General features: G+C 40.3%; 22 protein-coding genes. 13 read left to right on the top strand and 9 right to left on the bottom strand.

Annotated elements, in window-relative coordinates; all coding sequences use genetic code 11:
• Positions 1 to 86: 86 nt before the first annotated feature.
• Complete coding sequence (locus GTQ43_RS10870) at positions 87 to 6,143, bottom strand: beta strand repeat-containing protein (protein WP_265272617.1); 6,057 nt, start codon at positions 6,141 to 6,143, stop codon at positions 87 to 89.
• A 234-nt stretch (positions 6,144 to 6,377) separates the two neighbouring features.
• Between GTQ43_RS10870 and GTQ43_RS10875 the strand changes: the two genes are divergently transcribed.
• From GTQ43_RS10875 to GTQ43_RS10905, 7 genes are all read left to right on the top strand, one after another.
• Complete coding sequence (locus tag GTQ43_RS10875) at positions 6,378 to 7,730, top strand: NB-ARC domain-containing protein (RefSeq protein WP_265272618.1); 1,353 nt, start codon at positions 6,378 to 6,380, stop codon at positions 7,728 to 7,730.
• Positions 7,619 to 8,692 (top strand): WD40 repeat domain-containing protein, encoded by a 1,074-nt coding sequence (locus tag GTQ43_RS10880; RefSeq protein WP_265272619.1) that lies wholly within the window; start codon positions 7,619 to 7,621, stop codon positions 8,690 to 8,692. The genes GTQ43_RS10875 and GTQ43_RS10880 overlap by 112 nt, the downstream gene beginning before the upstream one ends.
• Before the next feature lie 333 nt (positions 8,693 to 9,025).
• Positions 9,026 to 11,086 (top strand): serine/threonine-protein kinase, encoded by a 2,061-nt coding sequence (locus GTQ43_RS10885; RefSeq protein WP_265272620.1) that lies wholly within the window; start codon positions 9,026 to 9,028, stop codon positions 11,084 to 11,086.
• Positions 11,087 to 11,321: 235 nt separating this feature from the next.
• Positions 11,322 to 12,047, top strand: a complete 726-nt coding sequence (locus GTQ43_RS10890) for a pyridoxine 5'-phosphate synthase (RefSeq protein WP_265272621.1) — start codon at positions 11,322 to 11,324, stop codon at positions 12,045 to 12,047.
• A gap of 155 nt (positions 12,048 to 12,202) precedes the next feature.
• Positions 12,203 to 12,922 (top strand): SnoaL-like polyketide cyclase, encoded by a 720-nt coding sequence (locus GTQ43_RS10895; protein ID WP_265272622.1) that lies wholly within the window; start codon positions 12,203 to 12,205, stop codon positions 12,920 to 12,922.
• 65 nt (positions 12,923 to 12,987) lie between these two features.
• On the top strand, positions 12,988 to 13,317 hold the full coding sequence (locus GTQ43_RS10900; RefSeq protein ID WP_265272623.1) for an MgPME-cyclase complex family protein: 330 nt from the start codon (positions 12,988 to 12,990) through the stop codon (positions 13,315 to 13,317).
• 424 nt (positions 13,318 to 13,741) lie between these two features.
• The gene (locus GTQ43_RS10905) at positions 13,742 to 14,425 is read left to right on the top strand and encodes a hypothetical protein (protein WP_265272624.1); all 684 of its coding nucleotides are present in this window, start codon (positions 13,742 to 13,744) and stop codon (positions 14,423 to 14,425) included.
• A 111-nt stretch (positions 14,426 to 14,536) separates the two neighbouring features.
• Here the strand turns inward: GTQ43_RS10905 and GTQ43_RS10910 are convergent, their stop codons facing one another.
• The 3 genes from GTQ43_RS10910 to folD all read right to left on the bottom strand — a co-directional run bounded on the left by GTQ43_RS10910 (position 14,537) and on the right by folD (position 17,259).
• Positions 14,537 to 14,998 carry a divergent PAP2 family protein gene (locus GTQ43_RS10910; protein ID WP_265272625.1) on the bottom strand — a complete coding sequence of 154 codons (462 nt, stop codon included), beginning with the start codon at positions 14,996 to 14,998 and terminating at the stop codon, positions 14,537 to 14,539.
• Positions 14,999 to 15,274: 276 nt separating this feature from the next.
• A complete protein-coding gene (gene crtE / locus GTQ43_RS10915) occupies positions 15,275 to 16,207 on the bottom strand; it encodes a geranylgeranyl diphosphate synthase CrtE (RefSeq protein ID WP_265272626.1) in 933 nt (310 codons plus the stop codon).
• 161 nt (positions 16,208 to 16,368) lie between these two features.
• Complete coding sequence (folD, locus tag GTQ43_RS10920) at positions 16,369 to 17,259, bottom strand: bifunctional methylenetetrahydrofolate dehydrogenase/methenyltetrahydrofolate cyclohydrolase FolD (RefSeq protein WP_265272627.1); 891 nt, start codon at positions 17,257 to 17,259, stop codon at positions 16,369 to 16,371.
• Between the two features lie 257 nt (positions 17,260 to 17,516).
• On the opposite strand from folD, the gene GTQ43_RS10925 reads away from it, so the two are divergent.
• The 3 genes from GTQ43_RS10925 to GTQ43_RS10935 all read left to right on the top strand — a co-directional run bounded on the left by GTQ43_RS10925 (position 17,517) and on the right by GTQ43_RS10935 (position 19,700).
• On the top strand, positions 17,517 to 17,990 hold the full coding sequence (locus tag GTQ43_RS10925) for a hypothetical protein (RefSeq protein ID WP_321162455.1): 474 nt from the start codon (positions 17,517 to 17,519) through the stop codon (positions 17,988 to 17,990).
• A gap of 21 nt (positions 17,991 to 18,011) precedes the next feature.
• Positions 18,012 to 18,446, top strand: a complete 435-nt coding sequence (locus GTQ43_RS10930; RefSeq protein ID WP_265272628.1) for an NUDIX hydrolase — start codon at positions 18,012 to 18,014, stop codon at positions 18,444 to 18,446.
• 150 nt (positions 18,447 to 18,596) lie between these two features.
• Positions 18,597 to 19,700 (top strand): AI-2E family transporter, encoded by a 1,104-nt coding sequence (locus GTQ43_RS10935; protein ID WP_265272629.1) that lies wholly within the window; start codon positions 18,597 to 18,599, stop codon positions 19,698 to 19,700.
• Positions 19,701 to 19,741: 41 nt separating this feature from the next.
• Here the strand turns inward: GTQ43_RS10935 and GTQ43_RS10940 are convergent, their stop codons facing one another.
• The 4 genes from GTQ43_RS10940 to GTQ43_RS10955 all read right to left on the bottom strand — a co-directional run bounded on the left by GTQ43_RS10940 (position 19,742) and on the right by GTQ43_RS10955 (position 23,409).
• The gene (locus tag GTQ43_RS10940; RefSeq protein WP_265273734.1) at positions 19,742 to 21,115 is read right to left on the bottom strand and encodes an ATP-binding protein; all 1,374 of its coding nucleotides are present in this window, start codon (positions 21,113 to 21,115) and stop codon (positions 19,742 to 19,744) included.
• Between the two features lie 341 nt (positions 21,116 to 21,456).
• Positions 21,457 to 22,008, bottom strand: a complete 552-nt coding sequence (locus tag GTQ43_RS10945; RefSeq protein WP_265272630.1) for a PEP-CTERM sorting domain-containing protein — start codon at positions 22,006 to 22,008, stop codon at positions 21,457 to 21,459.
• Between the two features lie 940 nt (positions 22,009 to 22,948).
• Entirely contained in the window at positions 22,949 to 23,119 is a 171-nt protein-coding gene (locus GTQ43_RS10950; RefSeq protein ID WP_265272631.1) for a type II toxin-antitoxin system RelE/ParE family toxin, read from the bottom strand.
• Positions 23,119 to 23,409: an addiction module protein gene (locus GTQ43_RS10955; protein ID WP_265272632.1), complete on the bottom strand. Its 291-nt coding sequence runs from the start codon at positions 23,407 to 23,409 to the stop codon at positions 23,119 to 23,121. The genes GTQ43_RS10950 and GTQ43_RS10955 overlap by 1 nt, the downstream gene beginning before the upstream one ends.
• A gap of 247 nt (positions 23,410 to 23,656) precedes the next feature.
• Here GTQ43_RS10955 and GTQ43_RS10960 point away from each other — a divergent pair, with 247 nt between their 5' ends.
• Genes GTQ43_RS10960 through GTQ43_RS10970 form a run of 3 tightly spaced genes read left to right on the top strand, consistent with a single transcriptional unit; the run spans position 23,657 to position 24,566 of the window.
• Complete coding sequence (locus GTQ43_RS10960; protein ID WP_265272633.1) at positions 23,657 to 23,878, top strand: hypothetical protein; 222 nt, start codon at positions 23,657 to 23,659, stop codon at positions 23,876 to 23,878.
• Positions 23,866 to 24,309 carry a type II toxin-antitoxin system VapC family toxin gene (locus tag GTQ43_RS10965; protein WP_265272634.1) on the top strand — a complete coding sequence of 148 codons (444 nt, stop codon included), beginning with the start codon at positions 23,866 to 23,868 and terminating at the stop codon, positions 24,307 to 24,309. The genes GTQ43_RS10960 and GTQ43_RS10965 overlap by 13 nt, the downstream gene beginning before the upstream one ends.
• 26 nt (positions 24,310 to 24,335) lie before the next feature.
• The gene (locus GTQ43_RS10970; RefSeq protein ID WP_265272635.1) at positions 24,336 to 24,566 is read left to right on the top strand and encodes a hypothetical protein; all 231 of its coding nucleotides are present in this window, start codon (positions 24,336 to 24,338) and stop codon (positions 24,564 to 24,566) included.
• On the opposite strand, the gene GTQ43_RS10975 is transcribed toward GTQ43_RS10970, so the two are convergent.
• The gene (locus tag GTQ43_RS10975) at positions 24,528 to 25,103 is read right to left on the bottom strand and encodes a Uma2 family endonuclease (RefSeq protein ID WP_265272636.1); all 576 of its coding nucleotides are present in this window, start codon (positions 25,101 to 25,103) and stop codon (positions 24,528 to 24,530) included. The two genes, GTQ43_RS10970 and GTQ43_RS10975, sit on opposite strands and share 39 nt — an antisense overlap.
• Positions 25,104 to 25,163 lie beyond the last annotated feature (60 nt).

Below are 25,163 nucleotides of genomic sequence, written 5' to 3' on the forward strand. Positions count from 1 at the left end.
ATTACTACCCATTTCGAGCGAACGAATCACACTTTTGCATAATCGTGGTGGAACCCCAATATGCCCAGATTGATTGTTCTCCTGACTTAAATTAAGACTTTTAAGAGAAGAGGAGCAGCATTAATCATTGAGGTTATAAACTCCTGAAGATCGAAGTCAATTAGGTATTTGAAGGCATCAGCTAAATCACGCCCGCCTTCAATTAAATTGAGGCTTTCATAAAATGCTGTTACATAATCTCCTTTTTTGACTGCAAGGACTGCATCAGCTAAAGATTGACCATCTTGGAATTTAGCTAACTTAAACGCTGTGGATAATGCCTCGCCATAGTTCTCTTTTTGCAAATTATCGATAATTTTTACCCAATCCTGACCTTGGGCAAACTTCCCTAGAGCTAGAACAGCAGATACGGCATCGAGATATTTTCCGTCTTTAACAGACCAAATGGTATTTACCCATTGCGTGACATCCTGAAAACCTAAGTTGGACAGTCCTAATTGAATCGCTTGGCGATCGTTAGCTAGGTTTCCATCTTTCAAATCCTTAATCCAACTGCTCTGAATAACCTGTGGATTATTGCCAGAGAGAGCAATTAAAATGTCTGCGGCTTGATTAGGTTTTCCATCTCGAATGGCAACTGTAAGGTTAAGAAATGCATCTGCCTTGGCTTGATTAATCCCAAGGTTGGTAAAACCTACCACTTGTAGTCCAGTTTTGAGAGCTTCTTTGTAATTTTGGTCAATAATATCCCATGCCATATTAACGAAGGAATTGGCATTATTAAAACCAACTTTAGTTAGAGCGGCATTAATTACACTTTCCCAATTACTATTTGCAACTGCTGACCAAGCTACAGCAACAAAAAGATCGGAAACTGTTTTTTGCATTCCCAGATTTTCAAGAGATGCTGAAATAGCCCCTTTATAATCTGAATCTTTAAGTTCCCAGAATATATCAACCGCAAAATCTACCATCTTGGGAGTAATAACTGTTGATCCCCCATAAAAAGCCAAGGCTGAAATGATTGAGTCTTTAAGAACCCCTTTTTTATCCCCATTAGCAGCTTTAATGACTCCATCTATCACACCAACAGCAGTACCCAGAACAGGAATCTTTTTCAAGCCATCAACAATTACTTCAATGTCCCCTGTCTTGACAGCCTCGACGGTATTGACAACGATGGAAGCAGGAAGGGTGTATGGCAATAAGACAATTTGAGTGACAGGATTATCGACGACAGATTCTTTAATATCCTCAAAAACATCTTTAGTTGCGTTACCTGCCTTTTCAGTATATTTAAAGACACGGTTTACAAGGTTTTGAAACGATGCTCGTAAAGCCAACAAATTGGCGTTGAAATCAGAAGCTCCAACTTCCTTGAGTGCGCCATATATGTCACCATATTTTCCTCCCAAGGATTTTACTATATCAGCGATCGTATATAGTGATGGTTGATTCCCACTGTCCCAAACTGCTCGAGCGACATCACTATAGTTAAAACCAATACCAGGTGCATTTCTTACTGCATAACCAATGTCTTCGTTACTGAATCCAAGAACCCTTAGAGCCTGACCAATATTTCCCTGGTTATATCCTTTATTCCAGAGAATAGCTGCAACTGTTCCCCCATTAATGTTATAACCACTATTCCATAGGGCTAAGGCTACATCAATATAATTAAAACCAATGCCTGGTGCATTCTTTATGGCATCGGCAATGATTACCAAATCATAGCCAAGATCCCTTATTGCCTGACCAATATCTCCTTGACTAGCTCCTTCATTCCAGAGGAGACCCGCAAGTATTCTTGTGTCAATACTATAGCCACTATTCCATAACGCTATGGCTACATCAATGTAGTTAAAGTTAATAGGGCCATCATCCATAGCATCAGCAATGGTTGCCAAATCGTAGCCAAGATACTTTATTGCTTGACCAATATTTGCCTGAGTAGCTCCTTCATTCCAGAGGAGACCCGCAAGTATTCTTGTGTCAATACTATAGCCACTATTCCATAGCGCTATGGCTACATCAATGTAGTTAAAGTTAATAGGGCCATCATCCATAGCATCAGCAATGATTGCTAAATTGTAGCCAAGATACTTTATTGCCTGACCAATATCTCCTTGACTAGCTCCTTCATTCCAGAGAAGTCCGGCAAGTTTTCTTGTGTCAAAACTATAGCCACTATTCCATAAAGCTATGGCTACATCAGTGTAGTTAAGACTAGTTCCATCACTTGTGGTAACTCCATCATCTATGGCATTGGCAATAGTTTCTAAGCTGAAGCCAAGGTACTTCATTGCTTGACCAATCTGTTGTTGACTAGCTCCTTCATCCCAGAGTAAGTCAGCAAGTTTTCTTGAATTAAGACCATCAGCACCACTATAACCACTATTCCATAAAGCTATGGCTACATCAGTGTAGTTAAGACTAGTTCCATCACTTGTGGTAACTCCATCATCTATGGCATTGGCAATAGTTTCTAAGCTGAAGCCAAGGTACTTCATTGCTTGACCGATCTGTTGTTGACTAGCTCCTTCATCCCAGAGTAAGTCAGCAAGTTTTCTTGAATTAAGACCATCAGCACCACCATAACCACTATTCCATAAAGCTATGGCTACATCAGTGTAGTTAAGACTAGTTCCATCACTTGTGGTAACTCCATCATCTATGGCATTGGCAATAGTTTCTAAGCTGAAGCCAAGGTACTTCATTGCTTGACCGATCTGTTGTTGACTAGCTCCTTCATCCCAGAGTAAGTCAGCAAGTTTTCTTGAATTAAGACCATCAGCACCACCATAACCACTATTCCATAAAGCTATGGCTACATCAGTGTAGTTAAGACTAGTTCCATCACTTGTGGTAACTCCATCATCTATAGCATCGGCAATAGTTTCTAAGCTTAAACCCAGGTACTTCATTGCTTGACCGATCTGTTGTTGACTAGCTCCTTCATCCCAGAGTAAGTCTGCAAGTTTCCTTGAATCAATACCATATCCACTGTTCCAAAGAGCGATAGTCGCATCAATGTAGTTAAGATTAGTTCCATCACTGTTAGTAATTCCGAATTTAACACTATCAGCAATAGTTTCTAAACTTAAGCCTAGATAATTGAAAGCTTGACCAATTTTTTGTTGACTAGCACTATTATCCCAAAGTAAATCAGCAAGCTTCCTTGCATTAAGGCTATAACCACTATTCCACAAAGCTTCAGCTACCTGGTGGTAATCAGGATTCTTGATTACCACAGTGCCACCACTTTGGGAAATTACCTCAATAGTAATTCCCCATTTAACACTATCGGCAATAGTTTCTAAACTTAAGCCAAGATACTTCATTGACTGCCCAATTTCTATGGGATTAGCACCCTCATCCCAGAGTAAATCTGCCAGTTTTCTGGCATTAAAGCTATAGCCACTATTCCAGAGAGCGATCGCTACGTCAATATTATTCAGTCCAGTTCCATCACTCTTGGTAATACCTCGTTTAACGCTATCAGCAATGGTTTCTAAACTCAGCCCTAAATATTTCATCGCCTGACCAATTTGTTTTTGGTCTGCGCCTTGATCCCAGAGCAAATCTGCCAGTTTTCTGCCATTGATACTATAACCACTATTCCAGAGAGCGATCGCTACATCAATGTAGTTAAGATTAGTTCCATCACTCTTGGTAACTCCCGACTTAATGCTATTTGCAATTGTTGGTAAGTCAAAGCCCCGATTTTTTAGATTTACAGCAATTTGGGTAACTGTTGACCCTTTATCCCAGAGAAAGTCAGCAAGTCCTTTTGGATCTGTATTATCGATAGTAACCGTACCAGCGATCGCTGTACCTAATTTATAATTGGTACCAGACGTGATACTGAAAATAACGGTTTCACTTGCTTCTAGAATATTGTCATCAATCGGTGTGATATTGACGACTGCTGTAGCTGAACCCGCCGCAAAACTCACCGTTCCCGTCAGGTTTGTATAATCTGTTCCCTTCGTTGCTGTCCCTAATAAGGTGTAATTGACTGTCAGGGCTTGGGTTAAGCTGCCAGTACGAGTTAGGGTAAATTTACCAGGATTTGCAGTTTGCCCAGTGATGGTTTCTGCGGCCTTAGCATCGGTCGCCGCGACTGTAATCGTTGGTAGAAGATCATTATCTGCGATCGTTACTGTACCCGTTTTGGCTGCCCCAAGGATATAACCTGTCCCTATCCCCAAGGTCAAAATAACCGTTTCATTTTCTTCTACTAAGGTGTCATCTGTGGGAGTCAAATTAATTATTGTTGTGGCTGAACCGACTGCAAAAGTAGCACTCTTGGTTAATGTTTGGTAATCTGTCCCATTAGTTGCAGTACCCGCAACAGTATAATTAACCGTCAGAGATGAAGATGTACTTCCGGTACGAGTTAGGGTAAATTTACCAGGATTTGCAGTTTGCCCAGTGATGGTTTCTGCGGCGTTAGCATCGGTAGTCGCGACTGTAATCGTTGGTAGAATCTCATTATCTGCGATCGTTACCGTACCCGTTTTTACTGCCCCGACTGTATAACCCGTACCTGTTCCCAAGGTCAGAATAACTGTTTCATTTCCTTCTGCTAAGGTGTCATCTTTGGGAGTCAAATTAATTATTGTTGTGGCTGAACCGACTGCAAAAGTAGCACTCTTGGTTAATGTTTGGTAATCTGTCCCATTAGTTGCAGTACCCGCAACAGTATAATTAACCGTCAGAGATGAAGATGTACTTCCGGTACGAGTTAGGGTAAATTTACCAGGATTTACAGTTTGCCCAGTGATGGTTTCTGCGGCGTTAGCATCGGTGGTCGCAACTGTAATCGTTGGTAGAATCTCATTATCTGCGATCGTTACCGTACCCGTTTTTACTGCCCCGACTGTATAACCCGTACCTGTTCCCAAGGTCAGAATAACTGTTTCATTTCCTTCTGCTAAGGTGTCATCTTTGGGAGTCAAATTAATTATTGTTGTGGCTGAACCGACTGCAAAAGTAGCACTCTTGGTTAATGTTTGGTAATCTGTCCCATTAGTTGCAGTACCCGCAACAGCATAATTAACTGTCAAAGATGAAGATGTACTTCCGGTACGAGTTAGGGTAAATTTACCAGGATTTGCAGTTTGCCCAGTGATGGTTTCTGCGGCGTTAGCATCGGTGGTCGCGACTGTAATCGTTGGTAGAGTAGCTTGCTCAACTGTTAAAAATCGACCATCAACAAAAATTGTGGTTGAATCATCTTCAGCACGAATATCTGCAATTTGATTAGCATTAAGGTATTTCCCTGTAACAACTGCTGCAAACAATTGTCCCTCATCGCCGGGTGTGTCTGCTACATTTATTTGTTTATCGAGCCAGTGCCCAATCTCTTCAAAGATGGTATCAGCAATTTCTCCACTTTTACCGTGAGTTAATAATTTTTGCGATAGATAAATCTTGTCTATCTCTCCTGCAAAAACACCTATTGTAGTTGTGGGGAATACAGATTTGTCTCGGACTTCAATTGATGGCAGGGTACTGAAACTAGCTTTTTGCCAGCTATCAGCTATTTGATTTAGTTTTTCAATGTTGACACGATCTCCGAAGATAAATTGCATCTGTTGCTGAAAATTAGGCAACTGAACAAATTTCTGTAGTGTTGGGTATACATCCTGCTGGAGGATAGTAGAAATAGTGTTAGTTTCTGACTGGACACTACTAGAGGAAATATTCTGTGCATTCCCGATTAGATTGTCATATCGATTGCTGACTGAAAATATGGAGAATGAATTGTTAGAGCCATCTTGTCCCAAACCACCAACTAATAAATCTCGACGATTAGCCCCGATGAGGAGATCGTTGCCGTTGTTCCCAGTTAGTTTGTCATTTTTATCTAATCGAAGTAAGAGGTTGTTATTGTTACCTCCAATCAAGACCTTATTACTTTCATCTCCTTCGAGTATTAAACCTATCTGAGTTGTTTGAGTTAACCCAGATAATTGATTAATAAATTGAGCAGACCAAGGTAGCATACTACCTGTTTTAGTATTTGCTATTAGAGAAAGGTTAGAATCTGCCAAAAATGTTTTAGATAATAAGGTTTCTGGATTATTCGTTAAATTATCTAAATTCGTTCCATTTAATTTCAATAAATCTGTTTCCATGTTTGCGATAAGTAGGTTGGTGTGAATATTTATTGGCAGAACGCAGACTGGTATCTTCTAAATTTGCGCTCCTGCAACTGCTGATTCAAATACTCTACCGCTTGGTATAAAGTTTGATGGTCGGAAAAGGTCGGGAAAAAGTCGGGTCTTTTTGGTGGATTTACGTAAAATTTTGTCAAAAAATCAAGTTTCTTGTGGGAGTATTGTAGTTAACCTGTATTACTAGGGAAATAAATGACAGTTGAAGAGGCGATCGCAATAGTCGAGCAATTATTAGAACGGGGATGCTTAACAAAAGTTCAAGAAATTGTCTTCCGTGAGTCTTGGGCAGGACAAACCTACTTAGATATGGCTCTAGACTCGGATTACAACCCCAGTCACATCAAAGATGTCGGTTCTCAACTGTGGCGATCGCTCTCTCAAGCTTTTGGAGAAAAAGTTACCAAAAATAATCTGCGTGGAGTACTGAAGCGAACCGCACAGCGACAAAAGAACACCAACGCCCTCTCAACCTTAAACTTTCAACCCTTGACGAAGTACACAAACTGGGGCGAAGCAATTGACGTTTCGCAGTTCTACGGACGTACTACCGAATTAGAAACTCTCAGACAATGGATTGTGCGCGATTCGTCTCAGAGCGACAGCAACGCTTTACGCACTCGTGTAGTGACGCTGCTGGGTATGGGTGGTATGGGCAAAACCGCACTCTCGGTAAAGTTAGCAGAACAGTTACAGGGAGAATTTGAGTATGTTATTTGGCGATCGCTCCGACACGCACCTTTTTTTCAAGACAAACTCACGGACTTGATCAAAATCCTTTCTCATCAGCAAGTTACCGCGTTGCCCGTTAACCCTCACGAGCAAATTACTTGTTTAATCGAGTACCTCCGCAAATCTCGATGCTTGCTGATTCTGGATAATTTCGACACCCTATTGGAGCAAGGTAAACGCACAGGCTGTTACCGCGAAGGCTATGAACCTTACGGTGAACTCCTGTGGCGATTGGGAGAAACACAGCATCAAAGCTGTGTCCTACTTACCAGCCGAGAAAAACCTGCTGAAATTGCTGCCTTAGAAGGTGATAAATTGCCAGTTCGGACTCTTACTTTGTCAGGATTACAAGTCGCAGCCGGGCAAACAATCTTAACACTCAAAGGGCTATCAGGCTCCGAGGATGAAACCCGGCAACTGGTTGAGTGTTACGGTGGTAATCCACTAGCTTTGAAAATTGCTGCCACTTCCATTCGGGACTTGCATGAGGGCAACATCGCCCGTTTTTTTAGCGAAGGCACAACAGTCTTCTATGGCGTTGGCAATCTCCTAGAGCAGCAATTCAAAAGACTCTCTACTTCAGAGCAGCAAGTCATGTACTGGTTAGCAATTAATCGTAAGCCAGTTGTCGCTGCGGTATTACAAGAAGATATTGTGCCAGCAGTTTCTAGAGTAAATGTACTAGAAGCGTTGGAGTCTTTAAGTTGGCGTTCCTTAGTCGAAAAAAGTTTTGGTGGCTTTACTCAGCAACCTGTAGTTATGGAATACATGACAGTGTTTGGTCAGTTGCTTTCAGTCCCAATGGTAAAACTTTAGCAAGTGCAAGTGAAGATCAAAGCGTTAAGCTATGGGATGTGACTACAGGAAGATGTTTAAAAACCTTACAAGGATACTCAAGTCGTGTTTGGTGTGTAGCTGTTAATGCCAATGGTCAATTATTAGCTGCAAATACAAATAAAACACTCAGAATATGGGATATTTCCACAGCTAAATGCATACATACTTTATATGGGCATACTCGTGAAATCTGTGGGACTGTTTTTAGTTCTCATGAAACAATCCTTGCTAGTGCTGGTGCAGATGGGACAATTCGCCTTTGGGATACGATTACAGGTAAATGCTTAAAAACTTTGCAGGTAAACGGGTGGATACTCTCACTTGCTATCAGTCCTCAAGGAAACGCTTTAGCCACTGCTAATACAGATACTATGGCTAAGATTTGGGATATTAAAACTGGGGAATGCATCAAGATTTTGGAAGGAAATACTGGTTGGGTATTTTCTGTTGCTTGGAGTCCAAATGACCAATTTCTGGCTACTAGCAGCGATCGCTGCATTAAGTTATGGGATGTCAAAACATGGGAATGTATCAAGACTTTAGAAGGACATTCTGCTTGGGTATATTCACTAGACTGGAGTCCAGATGGTCTAAGGTTACTCAGTGGCAGTTTTGACCTCAGCCTGAAATTATGGGATATCAACACAGGAAATTGTCAGCAAACTTTGCAAGGACATACAAAAATAGTGTTGGGTGCAAAGTTTCATCCCCAAGGCCATATTATTGGTAGTACCGGTCAAGATGGAACGATTAAACTTTGGAACAGCAATACAGGAGAATGCCTAAGAACACTCATCGGACATACAGATTGGATTTGGGCAATTGCCTTTCATCCCAATGGGCAAACCCTTGTTAGTGGCAGTCAAGATGAGACAATTAAGCTGTGGGATGTCACAACAGGGGAGTGTTTGCAAACTTTGCGTAGGCGTAGCCCGTCGTAGACATCGCCCCGCCCCTATGAAGATATGAATATTACAGGCATTACAGGGTTAAGCGCTGCCCAAAAAGCGACTCTCAAAGCACTCGGAGCAGTGGAATCAGTTGCTACAGACTATTAATTCCTAATTTTAGTCGTGGCTCGACTGAACAAGCTAGGTGAACAATATTAGCTCGCAAAATTAATAAAACAATATTATTAACAATATGCAATATTAGCTAATAATTAATACTTTTAGCTGCTAGAATAACATTTATTTTTTTATATTTTTTAACAAATATCCCAGTAATAACACTTAAGCTATAATTAAATAATTTATTAGACTATATTTATATTGATGCATATTGATTCACTAGATGGACGTTACCGCATAATAAAAATTCTGAATGATAGGGAAAAGGCAAAAACCTATCTAGTTGAAGATGCTAATCTTTCTGACAGCCAATTTATAGTCAAGCAGTTACGTAGTGCTAGTAACAATTCTCAAACTTTAACTATCCTCGGTCGCTTGTTTGCTAGTAAAGCAGCAACTTTAAAAAAATTAGGACAGGAACATAACCAAATTCAGAAGCTAATTGCTTATTTTGAAGAAAACGAAGAATTCTATATAGTCCAAGAATTTATACCCGGTAATCCTTTAACTGACGAAATTATCCAAGGACAACCTCTGAGGGAACGCCAAGTAATTAGTCTTTTATCAGAGATATTAGAAATTTTGGTGATTTTACATAGCTATGGCGTGATTCATCGTCATATTAAACCAGCAAATATTATTCGCCGGGAATCAGATAAAAAGTTAGTGTTGGTTGATTTTAGTACTGTTAGTGAAGACATTACTAATCCGGTTGATAATCTCGAATATATGCCTATAGAACAGGTTAACGGCAATGTTAAATATAATAGTGATGTATATGCTTTAGGGATAATTGCGATCGCAGCACTTCTAGGTTTATCTGGAAATGAGATATCTAATTTGCAAAATCAAAAAAATCGGCTGACAGGTGAAATAGTTTGGCGTAACAAAAATATTACGGTTAACAGTAAATTAGCAAAAGTTATTAATAAAATGGTGCGTTTTGACTATCGTAAGCGCTACCAATATGCAACGGAAGTTTTAGACGACTTGAAAAAGATCGCAAATGTTGATGACGATCGGCAAAAGCAGAATTATAAAAAATTATTATTAGTTTTGACAGGGATAGCTTGCTGTATCGCACTTGGTATTGGAACGTGGCAATTGAGGCTATTAAAACCTGTAAATGATGCTCAACAAAAATTATATCAAGAAGGAGTAAATAAATATGATGTCGGAAACTATGAAGGAGCAATTGAAGATTTCAATCAGGTTATTCAATCAGATCCGAAAAATGCTATGGCTTACAATAGGCGAGGTGATGCTTATTATCGACTAGGAGACTATGAGCAAGCAAAAGCAGATTCTAGCCAAGCAATTTTACTTAATCCCCAAGATGCTAATGCCTATTTTGACCGAGGATTTGCTTTTTCGGAATTAGGTAAATATAAAGAAGCGATCGCAGACTATACCCAAGCAATTAAGTTAAATTCTCAGGATGCTTATGCTTATTATGGTCGAGGATTAGCCCGGACTCAATTGAAGGATAACAAAGGGGCCATTGGAGATTTTAGCAAAGCGATCGCTCTTAAACCTCAGTATCCCGAAGCCTACTTGCAGCGAGGGATTCTCCGCCGTCGCCTCAGACAAAGACGTGAAGCAATCCAAGATTTTGATACAATAATTAAGATTAATCCTAGTGATGCTAAAGCTTATTATCAAAGGGGTTTAACTCAATCTCTTAATCAACAAAAGTATGCAGCCCTTAAAGATTATACAGACGCAATTAACATCAATCCCAAATATATAGAAGCATATCTGAATCGAGGTGATGCTTATAGCGATCTGGGAAATAAAGTCGAAGCTACTGAAGATTACAATACTATTTTACAGATTGATCCGAAATTTATTGCAGCCTATATTCACAGAGCCATTCACCGCTTTTCATTCGGAGATTATAAAGGTGCTATTGAAGATTATACCACAGCCCTGAAACTAAATCCTAATGATATTGTAGCTTACAATAATCGTGGTAACGCCTATCTTGAACTGGGAAATAAAAAAGCTGCAAATCAAGATTATTCACGAGCGATCGCTATTAATGCTAACAATGCTTTAGCCTATTATAACCGGGGTGTGATTCGCATCAAGCAGAAAAATAAGCAGGGTGCGATCGCAGATTTCAAAAAAGCCGCAAAACTCTTCCAACAACAAGGGGAAAAAGATAGTTATCAAGATGCAAAGAGAGAAATTGCAATTCTAGAAAATAATTCCACACCAACTAAAGTTACTCGCCTTAAATCTGGGAAAACAGAAAAAAATTGAGCTATAACTCAATACAATCATAATATTTTATCACTATATAATAAGTACAATAACAATTGACCTAAGATACCCTATGACTCTCCAAGAACTAGAAAATCAAATTCTGGCACTACTTCCAACAGAAAAAGCGGCAATTATCCAAAGCCTAACTCAAACCATAAACATAGGGACAAAAACTCCCTCAATTTCTAGTAAAATAAAGTTCTGAGGATTGTGGAATTGGGAGAAATTTGGGGTGCCTACACTTGGCGTTAACATTGATCACATTGCCACCATTCGGCAAGCGCGGCGGACAGTAGAACCAGACCCCGTGGCGGCGGCGGTGCTGGCAGAATTAGCGGGTGCAGATGGAATTACGGTGCATCTGCGCGAAGATCGGCGACATATCCAAGATCGGGATGTGCGGATATTGCGGCAAACAGTGCGATCGCATCTTAATTTAGAAATGGCCGCAACAGAAGAAATGCTAGCGATCGCACTCGATATCAAACCAGATTACGTTACCTTAGTCCCCGAAAAGCGCGAAGAAGTCACAACAGAAGGCGGACTAGATATTATCGGCCAAATTGCTAGAATAGGTGAGATAGTCGATAAATTGCAAAGCGCTAGCATTCCAGTTAGTTTATTTATCGATGCCGAGCCAGCACAAATCGAAGCATCTGTCAAGGTACAAGCGCAATTTATCGAAGTGCACACCGGGCAATATGCTGAGGCCAAAGATGAAACAAATCGCCATCGAGAATTAGCCATATTAGCTAAAGGTTGTCAACAAGCCATTCAAGCTGGATTGCGAGTCAACGCTGGTCATGGACTCACCTACTGGAACGTCTACCCAGTGGCTGCGCTTCCAGGCATGGAAGAACTGAACATTGGTCATACCATCATCAGCCGGGCAGCATTAGTAGGTATAGAAAGGGCAGTCCGCGAGATGAAACAAGCTATAAGAGGGGATGGGGCATAGGGCATAAAGAAGAGACAAGGGAGAGGGGGAGACAAGGAAGAGACTATTCAATAATTCCCCCTCATCTCCCTCATCTCTCCCAATCCCCACTCTCCCAAAGAGGGTTGTCACTGCGAAATCTAGAAATTGGGATCAAATCTTCAGCAAAAACTTCTATGAGCGCAACACAGTCTAACAACCTGCCACTTTGGGTACAGGATAGAGATAAAGTGATAGCAGAAAGCACTGATGTCGAGTGGCGCTATCAGACACCGCCTGATTACTCTCGTTCCAAAGAGAATCTTGCCCAAGAAAGTATCTATAATCACCTTGAAGGTACACTAGAAGCGATCGTGCAAAACTTGGTGCGAACCTTCGAGATGGAGGTATCCTTCAAAGCTAACCCGCAACAGTGGTTATCTATTGTCAATGAACAGTTTCGCGTCAGTACCAATGGTGGAGTAGAGTACACCGCAGCAGATTTATCAGCCCAAGGTACTTACAATTTATTTATGCCTGATTCAGAGCATTACAAAGCTTCAGAAGAAAGCTTTGAATCATCTGCAAAAGTCTTCCACACAACATTTCCCCAAGGTTTCCCTTGGGAAGTGCTGGAAGTTTTCTCAGGGCCACCAAATGTCACATTCAAATGGCGGCATTGGGGACATTTTAACGGAGAATATAAAGGCCATGCACCGACTGGAGAGACAGTAGAAATTATCGGTATGAGCATTGCAAAAGTTACCGATGACTTGAAGGTTATTTCCTTAGAACACTACTTCGACAATAATCTGTTCTTGGAAAAGCTAACATCTGGTGGCAAACAGACAGATGCCCAAAAGCTGGCAAGTACTTGTCCCTTCAGTTCTTGGTTCAAGAAATCCCGTAAGAGTTAGTTCATAAGGGTACAGAATGTAGTACTGTGCCCTTACATCATTCACACAGCAACCAAAGGATGAAAATGCAAACATACTATTACGTTTTGGCTAGTCTTCGCTTTCTTCTCCAAGAAGAACCCATACACGAAGTTATTAAAGAACGCACTCGTCACTACCACGAACAAGAAAAACAAATCGATTTTTGGTTGGTTGAGCAACCAGCTTTCTTAGAAGCACCCGAATTTGCACAAATCAAGGCAAAGTGTCCCCAACCAGCAGTAGCAATTATTTCTACAAATCCCCAATTTATTACTTGGTTAAAACTGCGTTTAGAGTACGTCATCACTGGAGAATTCCAGGCTCCTTCTCAGGCAATACCAGATGCTTTGGCATCCTTGGCTACTGTATCTTAATGGGCGGGCATTGGGCATTTAAGTCGTTGGACAAAAATATTTACAGTCATTGCGAGCGGAGCGTCTCTAAGAGTTGCAATCCCAACCGCAAGCGAATTACTTCATTATGCTTTGCTTCATTCGCAATGACATTGTGTAATTAATTCTGTCCAAGTACTTATTCTCCTTAAGTAAGTCGGCACAATAAAACCAAACTGTGTAAAGAAAAGTAAACAAGGCTCAAACTCTCTTTCCCCCTGCTCCCTGCCCCCTGCCCCCTGCCTTATCCCAACGAGATAATTATTTACGCCGACCTACTTATATAGCCCATGCCCCATTCCCAATTTTGTAACAGTCCTTCCATTCCCATACTGAAGTAGCGAAGTTTTCAGCTTTTTTCTTATAAAATCTTCTAGGACACCTTGATTTACATAATCTAACTTTTGTGCATAGATTTCAGACTTTACCAAGTGTTTTAGGATTAACGATATCTACGATAAGCTTCGCTTACATAGGGTTGATTGGTGGCATGAGTTCTGTCTTTGCTCAAAAAGCCATTCCTGCTTGTCAACCACCGACTTCGGGTGAGTATCTTTTATTAGTAGTCAGTCCCACAGCAGATAATCAAAAGCAGTTGCGTAGTGCCTTACCGCCGGAACTGAAGACCATTACCTGCAAATATCTCAACGAAACTGTGACGAGGATAGGTGGCTTTAAAAAAATTGATGATGCCAATCGATGGGCAAGGTATGTAAGCAATATTGTTGGTTTGTCTGCCATCATCACCACTCGACCAACAACGGCAGATGTGCAGCCTCAGCAACAGGTACAACCACGGCAACAGCCACCCCAACAGACAGTTAGCTATAATCCTCAAGCATTAGGAGAGGGTTATGCAGTGCTGGTAGATTATTACAACCGTCCTGAACTAGTGAATAGCGTACAGCAAGCAGTAGGAGGTAACGTAGGTTTTGTTTCTTATGGACAACGCCCTTACTTGCTAGCAGTTTATACCACGAACCAAAGTGAGGCATACAACACATTACAGAAGCTGAACAATAGCGGTTTTGTTGCCAGCATAGTAGATAGTCGTAAGGTGATTCTGCTGCGCTCAACTGTGCGGTTGTAGTGATATTAAGTTTTCTGGAATACTGATGCGATCTACCAGGGTGGTAATTTGTCAGCCGACAAATTACCAGTTACCAATTATAAATAGTCGCTCAAACAAAAATTCATTGTCCTAACTTAAATAAGCAGACCTAGCTAACCAATAGATGGTTATACCCAAAGCCGACCCAGCTATTACCTGAACTGGCGTATGTCCGAGTAATTCTTTTAGACGGTCTTGGCTAAACTCTGGTTTTTCATGAAATAATTCATCAATCATTTGATTGAGGATACGAGCTTGCTTACCAGCTGCTTGGCGAACTCCAGCTGCATCATACATGACGATGATGGCAAAAACCATCGCAACGGCAAAATCGGGAGATGCCCAACCGAGCGTTTGCCCTACACCGGCGGCTAGAGCTGTAACTAAAGCTGAATGGGCACTGGGCATGCCTCCGGTTGTCACTAAAACACGGATATTCAGTTTGCGATTTTTAACGATCTCGATTACGAGCTTTAGTGCTTGAGCAATTAAACAAGCTACCAGAGCAACCAGCAGCACCCGGTTGTCTAAAATGTTGCCTATGTCCTGCATGGTATTTTGGTTAGGTTAGTAAATATTAGCAGTAGTTGTTGGTTGAGGAAACATTTAGATTCAACCCAAAATCCAAAATTAACCTAGTACATGATGGCGGAAGCAGACCAATTATTCAAAATCACCAAAAAGCTTAAATGATAGGCTTTTTTAATTTTGAATGAGTAAAGTTTGAATTCCGCAGGGCGGTGTAGTACAGCATGGACTCAATAAACCACCCATTGCAAATCAATGAAACGCTTGCGTTATGGAAATTACGAATTACCAAAAGCATTGCTAGTTATTGCGGCTGGTAATAAAATAAGCGATCGCTTTGAGTGATTTGGCTCTATCTCCAAATGGTTCTAATTCTGCACAAGCTGCTTTAACTAGTTCTTGGGCTTTTAAGCGCGATTCCTCAAGCCCCCAAAGGCTAGGATAGGTCACTTTCTTTGCTTGTTGGTCTTTACCAGCCGTTTTACCTAATTGCTCTTTTGTAGAAGTGATATCCAAAATATCATCTATGATTTGGAATGCTAGCCCAATATTTTCAGCATAACGGGTCAGTCGCTGCACATCTTCAGATGATGCCCCAGCTATGATCCCACCACAAACTACGCAAGCTTCCAAAAGGGCGGATGTTTTGTGTCTATGAATGAAATTTAGCGTTTCTAGAGAAATATCTGATTTCCCTTCTGACTCTAAATCGACAACTTGACCACCGACCAAACCAGCTGCCCCCAGCGCCCGACTAAGACGAACAATTACCTGCAAGGTTAGCTCTTTGTTAACGTTTGGGGGGGTTTTAAGAGCAACAATTTCAAAAGCGAGTGCTAACAAGCCGTCCCCAGCTAAAATTGCTACATCTTCGCCATAGACTTTATGATTTGTTAGCTTTCCCCGACGATAATCGTCATTATCCATCGCTGGAAGATCGTCATGAATCAAAGACATTGTGTGGATCATCTCTACAGCACAAGCCGTTGGCATAGCCATTTCGATAGTGCCACCCATCATTTCACAGGTAGCAAGGCAAAGAATGGGACGTACACGCTTGCCGCCAGCTAATAACGAGTAGCGCATCGCCTCATAAATCTTTTCTGGATAAATGATGGGGATAGCCCGATCCAAAGCATTATCACAAAGCTTTTGTCGCTCTTTTAGATAGGCTGCTAAGTTAAATGTGGCTTCCTCTGGTGGTGTCTTTTGAACGTTATCAGTTGCTACCATTCTTTAATTCCTGACATTTTGGGATTTTTGTCTTATCCGTCACAATTTTAAGGTGCTGTGGCGCTGAAAAAAATGAAGAATTAGGAGTTGGGAGTAGAGACGCGATTAATCGCGTCTCTACAGCAGTTAGGAGTTAGGATTAATAATTCTTAACTTTTAACTCATAACTCTCTTTCTTCTCTTGCCGCTCTAGAATAGCTGGTGAATGTATTTTGCAACAGTATGGCGACAGTCATCGGGCCAACACCACCAGGAACGGGGGTAATAAATCTTGCTACACCAGCAGTTGATTCAAAGTCAACATCACCAATTAAGCGACTTTTGCCACTAGCATCGATGACGCGATTCATTCCCACATCTACCACAACAGCGCCTGGTTTTACCATATCAGCAGTGATTAGTCCGGGACGACCTGCTGCTGCAATTAGAATATCAGCATTTTGGGTGATGGTTTTGAGGTCATGCGATCGCGAGTGAGCGATCGTAACTGTGGCATCAGCTTCTAGTAGCATCAGCGCCATCGGTTTACCCACCAAAATACTTCGTCCCACCACTACTGCCTGTTTTCCCCGCAAGGGAATCTCATAAGCTTGTAAAAGCCGCATCACACCATCCGGGGTGCAACTGCGTAAACCGGCTTCTCCCCGGACTAATCTCCCCAAATTAACTGGGTGTAGTCCATCAACATCTTTATCGGGATCGATTTGATGTAACAGAGTTACAGCATCCAAGTGGTCAGGTAAGGGCAGCTGCACAAGAATTCCATCCACCCGTTCATCCTGGTTTAGGGCGGCTATGACTTCTTCTAACTCCCCAAGGGTAGTTTCGGCAGGAAAATGCTTCCCAAAAGAGGCGATGCCAACTTTAGCGCAAGCTTTTTCTTTATTGCGGACATAAGCGGCTGACGCTGGGTTATCGCCAATCATCAACACTGCTAACCCAGGGGGTCGTCCAATTTTGGGCTGTAATTGTGTAATGGCTACAGAAAGTTCTTGCTGAATTTTTGTAGCTAAAGCTTTACCATCAAGGAGTTTGGCAGTTTGTGTTTCCATAAAAATTCCCAACTATAATTGCCTGTTGTCCAAAATCTGGAGCAGCAATATTTACTATTGACTTTTAACTATTATTGTGTGTGTGTTTGATGTCGTAGCGTTTCTCTCACAGTAAATCCATAATGCTTATTTTCTCAGATCAAGGGCTTTATCTGAAGAATAAAGAATTGCAGACTGAAATTCAGAACATTTTTGCTCAGTTGGGAGCGTGTTTCTGAAACCACAGAGAAAGAATATTATAGATGGGAACTGACCTAATGAAACTGGCGACAAAGCAAGCAGTGAAGCAAAAATTTGCTCAATCGGTGGCTTTCATGCAACAAACAAGAAATTTGTCCCTTTTGTTCTTGTCCGGGCATAGTATTGTTCCCTACCGTCTGGGGTTGATTTTTTTATTGGTGGTAGGACTTTGTAGTTGTGGTAGTTTAACCTCGTCTGGCTTGAATGGGACTAATTTTAAAATTGGTAGCAATGTCACGCCAATTCGAGAAATTAAACCAGAACAACAAAATCAAGCTACAGTTTACATTCAAGGTCAGGTAGAAAAGCAAGCTCCCCTGATGAAGGAGTGGGCTTATCAAATTAATGACTCGACTGGCAAAATTTGGGTTGTCACCAATCAAAAAAATCTGGTTCAGGGTTCAGAAGTGGTAATTAAGGGTAAAATTCGCTACCGAAGTATCCCTTTAGGTGGTAAAGAATTGGGGGAAGTTTATCTAGAAGAAGAGTAACTAGCAATTAAAAATTAATATATGAATAATCAAACGGTGCATGTAGCGATCGCAATTCTCTATCAAAAAAACAAGTTTCTCATGCAACTGCGAGATAATATCCCCGGTATTCTCTACCCTGGTTACTGGGCGCTATTTGGCGGTCATATTGAACCGGGTGAAACACCAGATGTAGCAGTGAGGAGGGAAATTTTAGAAGAAATCGGCTATAATCTTCCACCCTTTGTACAATTTGGCTGTTATCCCGATGAAAGAGTTGTCCGTCATGTCTTTCATGCACCTCTGTTAGTCGAATTAAATCAACTGGTTCTGACTGAGGGCTGGGATATGGGGTTATTGACTCCAGAAGATATTCGCCAAGGTAACTGTTATTCGCAAAATGCTGGTGAAGTGAGACCTTTGGGGAATATGCATCAGCGGATTATATTAGATTTTATGGAGATAAATCAATTTTAATGGGCATTGGGCATTGGGCATTGGGGAAGAAACTTGTTAAATAATTCCCCTTGTCTCCCTTGTCCCCCTTGTCCCCCTCATCTCCCCCTACCCCCTACCCTGCTCTCGAAAAGCGAAAATAAAGTTATAACTCTTGTGGATTAATTATTAATGCAATCAGCAAACAAACTGCCGCGATGGTTAAGTATAGGATTGGCATTTCCTATTATTATTCTCAACGGCTGGCTATTGATCCAGGTTGTACAGTATTTTCAACCCTTAGTCAGCATTATCGCCGCCGCCATCCTACTGGCTTTTGTCTTGAACTATCCAATCCAGTTTTTGCAAGAACAAGGGGTAAAACGTAACCTAGCGATCGCAGGAGTGTTGCTTTTAACTCTAGTAATTTTAGTAGCTTTAGGCATCACCTTGGTTCCCCTAATTATTCAACAGCTTGTTGAGCTAGCTAATATTTTGCCTAGTTGGATTGATTCTGGGACTCAGCAACTGCAAGCTTTCCAAGATTGGGCTTTAAGTCAACAACAGCTTCCCATTAATTTAAGTGGTTTATTTACCCAAGTTCTTGACCGATTATCTAACCAACTTCAGTCTTTTACTGGGAGAATTCTGGGTTTTGCCGTCGATACCATTGGTATTGTTCTCAATGTCTTGCTAGCGGTAGTGCTGACTGTCTATCTCATATTAAATGGCCAACGTCTTTGGGACGGAATGTTTCAGTGGTTTCCCCATAATATTGGGTTGAGATTGCGGGAATTGCTGCGAGAGGATTTTCACAATTACTTTATTGGTCAAGCAACATTAGGAGCTGTATTAGGGGTAACAATTACACTGGCATTTTTGGCGCTGCAAGTTCCCTTAGCTCTACTTTTTGGCATCGGTATTGGTTTGTTTTCTCTCTTTCCCTTTGGTACAGGAGTAGGTATTGCGATAGTAAGTCTTTTGGTGGCGTTGCAAAACTTTTGGTTAGGAGTTGAAGTCTTAGGTGTAGCTGTTGCTATCGACCAAGTTAATTCTAATTTTGTTGCACCTCGAATTCTTGGTAATTTGACTGGTCTAAATCCCGTGTGGGTGGTGATTTCTTTGTTGTTGGGAGCAAAGTTAGGAGGAGTGCTAGGTTTGTTAATTGCAATCCCTATTGCTAGTTTTATCAAGGATACAACAGATAGCTGGCGGGCTGGAGATTTTAATAAGATAGATGATATCGTGTCAGAACCTGTTACAATAACGAGCAAAAAAGCAGGAAATTATAGTTAAAGTTGAATATGGAAAATTGACTAAAAATGTCTATCCTTTGCTTATTGCTGGTTTTTTATAACTCGCTCAGAATTAAGTTCCACTGGAATTTTAATTATAAACTCAGTCCCTTTGCCAAAAGTTGATATGCATTCCAACTGACCACCATGTTTTTCCACAACAATTTGATAGCTGATAGATAGACCTAATCCAGTTCCTTTACCAACGGGTTTAGTAGTGAAAAAGGGATCAAATAATTGCTTTTGCAAACTCTCTGGGATTCCCGGGCCATTATCAGAAATGCGAATAATTACTTGGTTTTCATCAGTAACTTTAGTCCGAATGCAAATATTTCCTTTATGCTTTAATGACTCTTCTAGAGCATCAATAGCATTTGCCAAAATATTCATAAATACCTGATTAAGTAACCCAGCGTAGCATTCAACTTGGGGCAGATCGCCGTATTCTTTAATTATGTTTATATTTTCACCGAATTTGTAATTTTGTAGACGACTTTGTAAAATTACCAGAGTGCTATCAATACCTTCATGAATATCAACTAATTTTTTCTCAGATTCATCCAGACGAGAAAAATTTCGTAACGAAAGAATGATTTGCTTGATTCGCTTAGTACCAACCTCCATAGAGGTGAGAAGACGGGGGAGATCGGTAGTTAAAAAATCTAGTTCAACTTGTGCGATCGCAGTTTTAATTTCCGCTTCTGGTTCGGGATAAAATTCTTGATACAATTTAAGGAGACTGAGTATATTTTGACTATATTCAATAGCGTGAACAAGGTTCCCTGCAATAAAGTTGACAGGATTGTTGATTTCGTGTGCAATACCAGCAACGAGTTGTCCCAAAGCAGCCATTTTTTCATTCTGAATCAATCGCGTATAGTTTTGCTGAAGATCGCGAAACCCTGCTTTGAAAACTCTAGATTGTTCCTCTACCTGTTGTAGCTGAATGAGTGTTAAAACATGAATTTGGGAGTAGGCTAAGAGTAATTGATGAAAATCGATCAGCTTATATTTTCCAGAGGTAGCTTTAACTAAAATCGGCTCATAGCTAATTTGGGGTGGTTGTTGCAAAGTTACCTCAGTGGCCTTGACAATCAGCGTATCATCAGAAAATGCTAATATCTCTGGCGGGAAAAACTTATAAAGAATTCTAATCGGTTTTGTAGAAAATAGTGCCAGACTATAGGGGTTGCTCATGTGTTCAAAAAATTTCCGCCGCGAAATCATCCCCACATATTGTTGATTATTGTTGAGGATAATTCCTGGTAATAAAGGCTCTTGCTTAAAGAGCATAGCTAAATCATTACCCGGACGTTCTAATTCGATATGAACTTGCCAAGATGGTAATTCTTGTAAAGTTGACCTTAATTGCAACTTGGACTCGTTAGTATTTATTGGATTACCGATAGTCAGCATACTTTCAAGGCTTGACTGCTGAAGTAATATGTCTGGTAACATCATGAATACCCGTCTCTATAATTTCAAAGTTCATTAATCTTTACAAACTTATCTTTCCCACATTCTTACCTAAAATTCACATTTTAGATGTGGGAATATAGAGTACTTCAGCGAATCCAATACTTTTATGAGTGCGTAGACTTTTAGTGGCTTATCATTAGAGGCAATTATTTATTAAGCTGTCATTGCAAGCGTAATAAAATGGAACAAAGAAATCGCAACATCTAGATTTTGCGATCGCTTCCTTCGCAATCACAATCTATCATCTTGATAAATTTGCAAAATGGGGATGCTCTCGGTTAAAATTTAACCTTTTTTATTGATGTTGTCTTTCTCTTTAACATCCAAGCAAAACCACAAGCAAAGAGACTACCACCTAATGTTGCAGGTTCAGGTACTTGTCTGTAAGAAACTTTCCCAGAAAAAATTTCAGTATTTGGAGAAGTTCTAGAATAGATTGTAAAATCTTCACCAACAATTTCGTAACTTCTAGAACTGGAAGGATTAGCTTTATCATTAAATGTATAATCTAATCCCACAGAAGACGCTTCTTCTAAAAATGTCGTTGAAAATACAAGGGGAAAGTCTGGGTAGTTCAAATCATCTTTTTCTGTGTAAATGCTGGAATCTCCATCAAATTTAAAAGAGAGTGACTGAAGCGGCGATTCTGGAATGTTGTCATTACTAAAATTTGAGTCATCAAAACTAAAAAAGCCATTTCCTGTAGTTATAGGACTCTCAACTGTGAAAGCGTAATTTACAAGTGCAGCCGATGCAGATTTGGTATTTTCTATAGTAGCCAAACCAAAAGCAAGACTAGCTGCAATTACTAATTGTGGAACCAATCTCATCTCAGTTTTCCTCACGATATATTCTTGCAAGCAATGCAAACTGCAAAATTTATGAATAAGCTAACTCTAACTTACTTATTTACTTGCTTTTTTGTCAGGGATTATTCACTGATTCAAAATTCACTATTGTTTGTTTACCCTGTTCAAACAAAGAAATAATTAACCAAATATTTGGAATCAGATTATTGTGAAATAATGAGTTTAAGCTGAGTTTAATTTGAGGTAAAATTCCTGATTTGACTGATTTATGTTTATTATTTATATAAGCAAAATGACAAAAGATGTTTTGTTAACCTTTAGATAACTCGATCTTTACTTTTTGGGATCGCAAAATATGCTAAACACTGATCCTGGAATACTTTTTAAGCTTGTTATTATTTATCATAGAATCTAATCACTCATTAAAGTTAAAGCGCCGCCAGTTTTTGCTCCGTTCAACTATAACAGCAGGTGGAATTATTGCCACAAACCTTGCATCTAAATCACAAGTTTTTGCTCAAGCACCTGCCATTATCACGAAGGGTTCCAATTTTTTGGAGGAGTAAAGATTGATGCTTATACAAAGGTAATGACAGTAACGTTGCGTAACTTGGTAGGCAAAACTCTTTACAGTGTAGATTTGCCACCAGAAACATAAATCGTCAAAAACTTAGCTCAATATAGCTATATAGCTATTATAAAAGCGATCGCCTGTTCTGAAAGAGTGAGTGCGACACCTAATAGTCCGTCGTAGACATCGCCTTACAGAAAACCTCAAAAATAAAGCGTAGACGCATAGCGGCTTGTCGTTAGACATCGCCCGTAATTGTAGTGTTAGGTTCGCGTCTGCCACGATTTTGGATCTCTACGACCATGAAAAATTGCCGTCACTATTATTCGACTCGACACAATCTGATAGTACACAGCATAGGGAAATCGTCGCACTACTGCTCGTCGAATATCACCGTAGACAATTTAGATAGGATTCTGGCATCTGAGAAATTCGATTCACCGTTTCGTCTACACAGTCTAAAAACTCGTCACCCAGACCGGGTTTCTGACTCTCGTACCAACTGTGTGCATCATTGAGTTCTTCTCGAACCTCTGGGCGAAACACCAGGATATAATTCATTATTGCCCCTTAATTGATGCTTTGATTTCTTCCCAAGTCAGCACATTATCTGGATTTGAATTATAGTCAGCAGTTCGACGATCAAGCTCTTGCTTTTGTGCATCGGTTAAATCAGGGTAAACTTGCTCTGCTGCGATGCTATCCCAAATTGCTTGCACAATACGGATTCTATCTTCAACACTGAGAGCTGCGATTTCGTTCAAAGTAGCTGTGATATCCATACTGATTAACTTGGAGTGAGGAAGCAACTGATACACCTTAAATATAGCCGACAAGATTTTGTCTATCAAATCAAACGCTGCATTTGCTTTGATGCCCAACAGTGAGATGTCTACGACGGGCTACGCCTACGCCTTACAGAAAACCTCAAAAATAATGCGATCGCCTGTTGTCCAAGAGTGAGTGCGATCGCAATGGTTATTCTGATAAATAAGCATATATCAAGCCTGTCTACATTTATTTATAAAATAAAGAAACGCAGTCTGTCTGTGTGTGTATATTTGACTTAAAGTCCAGAGAAATGGCAGTGTATATTTTATGTCTAATTATCAAGAAGTACTATTGCAAGCTCAAAGCCTAACTCCTGAAGAGCAAATACGCTTAATTGAAGAATTGTCAAGCTTAATTCGTCAACAGGTGACGATGATACCTAAGCAAAAGCATAGCATTCTCGAATTACGTGGATTAGGTAAAGAAATCTGGAATGGCATTGATGCTCAAGAATACATTAATCAGGAACGTGATTCATGGAATGCCTAGTCCAGCTACAGGGGCAAATTGTAGGTTTGGATACTGCTCCACTCATTTACTTTATTGAAGAAAATCCTAATTATTTGGATGTTACAGATGCTTTTTTTGAAGCGATGTTTCGTGGTGATTTTAGCGTTGTAACATCAGTTTTGACTATCACGGAAGTGTTAGTCTATCCCTTGCGACAAGGAAACACAGCATTAGCTCAACAATATCGTGAAATTCTATTTAATTCCCAAGGTTTGACTACTATAGAAGTTTTCCCTGACATTGCTGAAAATGCAGCACAATTAAGGGCAAATTATAACTTAAGAACCCCAGATGCTATTCAAATGGCTACTGCTATTCGTGGAGGTGCATCATTTTTCTTGACAAATGATGCGCGGTTGCCCTCTTTACCAGCGTTAACAGTGTTAGTGTTGGATCAACTGATAGTTTGAGTCTTTTTATTTGTTGCGATCGCTGATTGTATGATGCCATTTTAGGCGATCGCTTTACAGAAAACCTTAAAAACAATGCGATCGCCTGTTGTCCAAGAGTGAGCGATCGCCTTACAGAAAACCTCAAAAATAATGCGATCGCCTGTTGTCCAAGAGTGAGCGATCGCCTTACAGAAAACCTCAAAAACAAAGCGATCGCACTTTGTATTTTAATCAATTCACCAGATATCTTTAAGATTAAGCACAAATTGCGGTAGCACATCTTCGCCTGATAAACTAGCAGGAAATTGCAGCACTTCAACATCTCTAGCAAAGCGATAAATTTCTACTTGCCGAATTTCTAAATCAATTAACCAACCTAATCTAGTACCGTTGTCTCGGTAATCTTGCATTTTATTTTGTAGCCTTTTTAAACAATCAGTATCAGAATGCAATTCTACGACAAAATCAGGACATACAGGCGGAAATCTCTCTTTTTGCTCCTGTGTAAGAGAATCCCATCTGTCACGTCTTAACCAAGATGCGTCAGGCGATCGCATTGCCCCATTTGGTAAAATAAACCCAACCGAAGAACCAAAAGCTATACCTAGTGACTCATCACGATTCCACACTCCAAGTTGAGCAGTTAAATTAGCATTGCGGTTGCTGGTTAAACCTCCGACTAAAGGCATTAGTAGCAATGTGCCATCAGCATTACGCTCAAATCTGATTAATTCATTTATCTGACATAACTGGAAGAATTGCTCATCTGTTATTTGAAGAACAGGAGCAAAGTTGATAGTTAACGCATCCATAGAAAAATTTCAACTTGAATATTCCCATAAAATTTAATATAGAAGCGATCGCTGATTATA

Source organism: Nostoc sp. KVJ3 (genome assembly GCF_026127265.1).
GTDB lineage: Bacteria > Cyanobacteriota > Cyanobacteriia > Cyanobacteriales > Nostocaceae > Nostoc.